7 protein-coding genes are annotated in these 4,541 nt (G+C 41.1%); 5 read left to right on the top strand and 2 right to left on the bottom strand.

Features of this window, described 5'->3' with window-relative positions; genetic code table 11:
* Nucleotides 1-187, top strand: a 187-nt coding sequence (locus WBA23_RS05570; protein WP_424581261.1) for a hypothetical protein, incomplete at its 5' end; no start/stop codon positions are given.
* Nucleotides 188-215: 28 nt separating this feature from the next.
* On the opposite strand, the gene WBA23_RS05565 is transcribed toward WBA23_RS05570, so the two are convergent.
* Complete coding sequence (locus tag WBA23_RS05565; RefSeq protein ID WP_424581260.1) at nucleotides 216-560, bottom strand: 4Fe-4S dicluster domain-containing protein; 345 nt, start codon at nucleotides 558-560, stop codon at nucleotides 216-218.
* 229 nt (nucleotides 561-789) lie between these two features.
* On the opposite strand from WBA23_RS05565, the gene WBA23_RS05560 reads away from it, so the two are divergent.
* The 4 genes from WBA23_RS05560 (at nucleotide 790) to WBA23_RS05545 (ending at nucleotide 3,812) form a co-directional block, all read left to right on the top strand.
* Nucleotides 790-1,773 (top strand): acyl-CoA reductase, encoded by a 984-nt coding sequence (locus WBA23_RS05560; protein ID WP_424581259.1) that lies wholly within the window; start codon nucleotides 790-792, stop codon nucleotides 1,771-1,773.
* 52 nt (nucleotides 1,774-1,825) lie between these two features.
* The gene (locus WBA23_RS05555) at nucleotides 1,826-2,263 is read left to right on the top strand and encodes a hypothetical protein (RefSeq protein WP_424581258.1); all 438 of its coding nucleotides are present in this window, start codon (nucleotides 1,826-1,828) and stop codon (nucleotides 2,261-2,263) included.
* A 125-nt stretch (nucleotides 2,264-2,388) separates the two neighbouring features.
* On the top strand, nucleotides 2,389-2,949 hold the full coding sequence (locus tag WBA23_RS05550; RefSeq protein WP_424581257.1) for a Crp/Fnr family transcriptional regulator: 561 nt from the start codon (nucleotides 2,389-2,391) through the stop codon (nucleotides 2,947-2,949).
* 50 nt (nucleotides 2,950-2,999) lie between these two features.
* Nucleotides 3,000-3,812 carry an alpha/beta hydrolase gene (locus WBA23_RS05545; RefSeq protein WP_424581256.1) on the top strand — a complete coding sequence of 271 codons (813 nt, stop codon included), beginning with the start codon at nucleotides 3,000-3,002 and terminating at the stop codon, nucleotides 3,810-3,812.
* 200 nt (nucleotides 3,813-4,012) lie between these two features.
* Here WBA23_RS05545 and WBA23_RS05540 read toward each other — a convergent pair.
* On the bottom strand, nucleotides 4,013-4,541 hold a 529-nt coding region (locus WBA23_RS05540; protein WP_424581255.1), incomplete at its 5' end, for a DinB family protein.

Below are 4,541 nucleotides of genomic sequence, written 5' to 3'. Positions count from 1 at the left end.
GATCGGAAGCAGGAAACCGAAGATCGGAAAATATGAATGGACATTATCACGGATAAATAACTATAGGGTCTTCAGACTTGTGCTCAACATAGTAAAAATCCCCCTGACCCCGCGCCACGGTAACCCTTCACCAATGGGGAAAGGAGAAAAACTAACTGGCGAAATTGTTTTACAAAATTATTCGTGATAATCACTAACACAATTGTCCGGTTTCCTTAGTTATGCATCCACGCTTGCTTTCCGAGCAGTTCTTCTTCGCTTTCACGAGCATCGGGATCTTCTACACAGCAATCTACCGGACAGACCGCCGCACACTGAGGCTCTTCATGAAATCCCATACACTCGGTACATTTACCGGTTACGATATAGTAAAATTCATCGGACACCGGTTCCTGAGATTCCGTAGCCTCTACCATGGTGCCATCTTCCAGTTCAATTTCTTGCAAATCGGTTCCATCAGCCCAACTCCATTCTACTCCACCTTCGTAGATCGCCGTATTGGGGCATTCCGGCTCACAAGCACCACAGTTGATGCACTCGTCGGTAATTATTATTGCCATAGCTTACTTCTTATTTATAACGGGTTGCAACCCTACCAAAAATACTAACCTTACAAATATTCTCCTGATTAGTCAGGTTAGTTTTCTAATAATTGTTAAACAATAAATCTTGATTGTACTTTTGTAACGAAGTAACGAAACTTTGGTTTTATCCCCAAAAGAAACCCCAAAAAGTAGTATAATGCTTACTCTAAACGAACGAATACGCGTATTTATCGCAGTGGGAACTGTGCTAAGGAACTTAGACAAAAATGAACAGAATGAATTAGTGCAGCGAGCTCGGTCCAACAATGCTTGGTTTACCGAAGAAAGCGTACTATTTGCTAAAGAAGGCGTACAATACTACCTCCGTGAAGAAAAGCTAATTCGGTGGGTCGGCCACCTTGCTACTCAACCTAGCTCTGTTAAGAAAATCGGTGTGGTGATGGCCGGAAATATTCCCTGGGTGGGTTTTCATGATTTATTAACTGTGCTAATATGTGGCCAGCACGCGCTGATTAAGCTCAGCTCGCAAGATTCGTTTCTGATGCGCTACATCATTAATATCATTACTGAATTAGAACCTCAACTAGTTTCATACATCACCGTAGTAGATAAACTTAATACCGCAGATGCTATTATTGCTACCGGAGGTGATAACACCTCTCGCTACTTCGAGTACTACTTTGCGAAATATCCGCACATCATTCGGAAGAATCGTACCGGATTAGCTGTATTGAGCGGCAAAGAGACTGAAAGCGAATTACGGGCAGTAGGCGAAGATGTTTTTCGCTACTTTGGCTTGGGTTGCAGGAATGTATCCAAGCTTTTTGTACCGGAAGACTATAATTTTGAACCGCTTTTCCGAGCTTTAGAGGTTTACCAATCGGTAGCACACCACCACAAATACAATAACAATTACGATTATAATAAGTCTATTTACTTAGTTAACCGAGAACCTTTTCTGGACACTGGCTTTGCCTTGTTTCGCCAGAGCGACCAACTGGTTTCACCCATTTCAGTGGTGTACTACGAACACTATGAAAATCAGGAAGAGTTAAAGCAAAAACTGCTGGCAAACGAAGAGAAAATTCAGTGCGTAGTAGCGCAGCAACCCGTCTACGCTGATCAGCCAAATTACGTTCCATTCGGTCAAGCCCAACAACCCGAATTATGGGACTACGCCGACGGAGTGAATACACTGGAGTTCGTTCAAAGGGTGGCGAACGGTTAAGCTCTGTTTTGTCCCTGCCTTTTGCTATATTCTGTACTAAAACTGGTAGACTATGCTATTTCCCGAACAACTTATCAATATAGATATCAACGCACCCAAAGAACACCAGCGAATTATTAGTAAGCTCACCACTGGCTTAGGCTTCCTGTATTATCAAGAGCAGAAGATAGATTTAGAACCCTTACTCCGAACCCGTTCCACGGCGGCAATGATAGATGAAGGGCAAACCAGTCCAGTTCCCGACGTATTACTCTACGATAACGAGCACCAGCGAACCCCAATTATTATTGAAGTATGCCATACCACCGGAGTGAAGAATGACACCAAAAAGATAATTCGTTTGATAGAAGAGTTTGAGTACGGTACGGAAGAAGGCTTTCTTTATGATTACGCCGCGAAACGGTGGCTTCGCTATGCTAAAGACGGCGATGTAGAACCAGATAATTCTTACTCGGAAATTTTACAGTTAGATTTGAATGCATTTCTATAAAATAGTCCTAACTGTATACTTCTGCCATCTGCATTTACAGTAGAAAGTAATTATACAATGCATTCATACTGTTCATCTGTGAGATATTACCTAGGTTCTCATGTATACATCGCTTACAATTGTAAATGACCCTTGCTCAATACATAAAACGGAACGTCGATGCTAATTTTGATGGCGAACTACCCTTTAAGACAATTGGAAAAGGGGTGAATAAAAATTCAGTTTTTACTAATTTCAAACAAGCTGAAGAGTGCGTCTACTTCCTGAAGAGCGGGATTGTAGTTGTAGAGATAGAAACGGAAAAGGAGCGCAAGATTTTGGACTTCTTTTTTGAAAATTCATTTTTTGCCTCATATAGTTCATTGCTTCTTGGTACGCTATCCGACGTTCGTATTTCAGCATTTACAGATTGCACCGTTGAGGTCATAAATTACGAAGAACTGAAAGAAACCTACAAATCTTCGCTTATAGCCAACAAGTTAGGGAGGATTGAAACTGAAAAGCTGTTCACAAGAAAGGTAAGTAGAGAAAAAGAGTTACTAACTAAAACAGCAGAACAAAGATATTTAACGCTGATTAACTCAAAACCTGAAATAGTAAAGCAAATACCGGTTAAAGATATTTCTAGATACTTGGGCATAAAACCAGAAAGCTTAAGCCGAATTCGACAAAGAATAATTTCCTAACATGAGGTCAATTTTGGGCTTGAATACATTCTTTATCTTGCTCGCAAAAAATGATTTACAAACTACTCAAGTATCCATTTTTTGGCAGATTCATGGTCAAATGGATAAACCCTATCCCGAAAACCGAGCTACCAGAATGGAAATCAGTAACCGTCAAAAGTAAAAGCGGTGGCATTATAAAGGGGCTCTATGCAGAATCAGAAACCAGGCAGCAAAAGGCTACTGTTGTCTTAGGCCACCCGATGGGAAAAGAGGCAAAAGGATACTTTGTAAAAAGAGGTTACACGCAATTTTTGCGCGAAGCTGGTTTCAATACGTTGATTTTTGACATTAATGGGTTCGGAGAAAGCACCCACGGAAATTTCTCGTATTTTGAGGACATAGTCGCGATTGGTAAGGAAGCAGAAAAAATCAACTCAAATATTCCTGTGGGGTACTTCGGTATATCTTTAGGCGGACAATGGGCAACAATTGCGTTTGCAGATGAAACCCATCCTTACGAATTCGCAATAATAGAAAGTGCAGCGACAACCTTGGATGAATTTTGGAAAAGATTTCCTTTCGCTTACAAAACGTTAAAACTCCTTAACATCGTTTTGCCCAGATTCAAGCAAAAGATTAAGATGATTGAACGAATTAAAGAGGCTAAGAATCTAAATTCTTTATTACTTATCTATTCTAAAAACGATACTTGGGTTCCTTATGAAATGGGAGAAAGGTTTAAGAAAAATAGTCCGGTACCAACTGAACTTTGGCTGGTAGAGGACGCAAAGCACGCAGAAATAATCAAATCAGAAGACAGAGAAGAATATCAGGCTAAAATAATATCTTTCTTTACAAAAGAGTCGGAAAAACAACTGTAGGCAGTAACGTGTAAGAGCAGTGCAGTAATTTAGACTCGCCTCTAAAATTCGGGCATCTTTGGAAAGCCGCTGAAACCAAGGTCTTGTCATATAGCTCAACCGAAGGGATATATGTATTTTCAACCGAACTGCACTCACACATGGACCATTGTAATCTAAATGATAAAACTTAGAATACGTTAAGTTAGTGTATTTGTCAATCACCAGGTGTACTCCGGGGGTTGTATCCCGTTCATTCGGAGATACAAATTTGCTTTGGCTCGGTGGTTATTCATGTGATCTTGTACGTAGAAAAAGGCGAACGCCCTACTTACGGTATTACCGCTGTGGTACATTACGCAAGTCTCATCCAATTGCACTTGCTCAATGGTGTTGATTACGTTGGTGGTATAAGCGAACCCTTCTTCTAGCAACGAAAGAATCTCAGCTTTGGTCATCTTAGACGCATCAGGAGTATTGGGTTTTACCTCCATGCCCTGCACATAACGTTGGGTAAGCAGCTCTACCGTATGCGCAATATGAACCATCTGTTCCCCGAAAGTCTTGCTTACTTCAGTGGGCCGGTACGAATACAGTTCTTCGGGCATTGCTTTAGCAACATCCAAACAGTGTTCGGCAGCGACCTGCCAGACTGGTAGATACATTTTGGTGAAGGGAGTCTTGGAAGCAGTTTTAGTCTGTCCGTGAGCAGTAGCAGTGCTAATAATGACCGCGATTATAAGGGCAAAA

The sequence above is a fragment of the Tunicatimonas sp. genome (assembly GCF_049647865.1).
Classification (GTDB): Bacteria; Bacteroidota; Bacteroidia; order Cytophagales; family Cyclobacteriaceae; genus Tunicatimonas.
The sequence above is the reverse complement of the archived record's forward strand: the minus strand, read 5'-3'. Positions and strand labels throughout refer to the sequence as shown.

Bases quoted from the DNA above. Each gene is read 5' to 3' on its own strand.
- WBA23_RS05565 (WP_424581260.1), bottom strand. From the start codon at position 560: ATGGCAATAATAATTACCGACGAGTGCATCAACTGTGGTGCTTGTGAG.
- WBA23_RS05555 (WP_424581258.1), top strand. From the start codon at position 1,826: ATGCTATTTCCCGAACAACTTATCAATATAGATATCAACGCACCCAAA.
- WBA23_RS05550 (WP_424581257.1), top strand. From the start codon at position 2,389: ATGACCCTTGCTCAATACATAAAACGGAACGTCGATGCTAATTTTGAT.
- WBA23_RS05545 (WP_424581256.1), top strand. From the start codon at position 3,000: ATGATTTACAAACTACTCAAGTATCCATTTTTTGGCAGATTCATGGTC.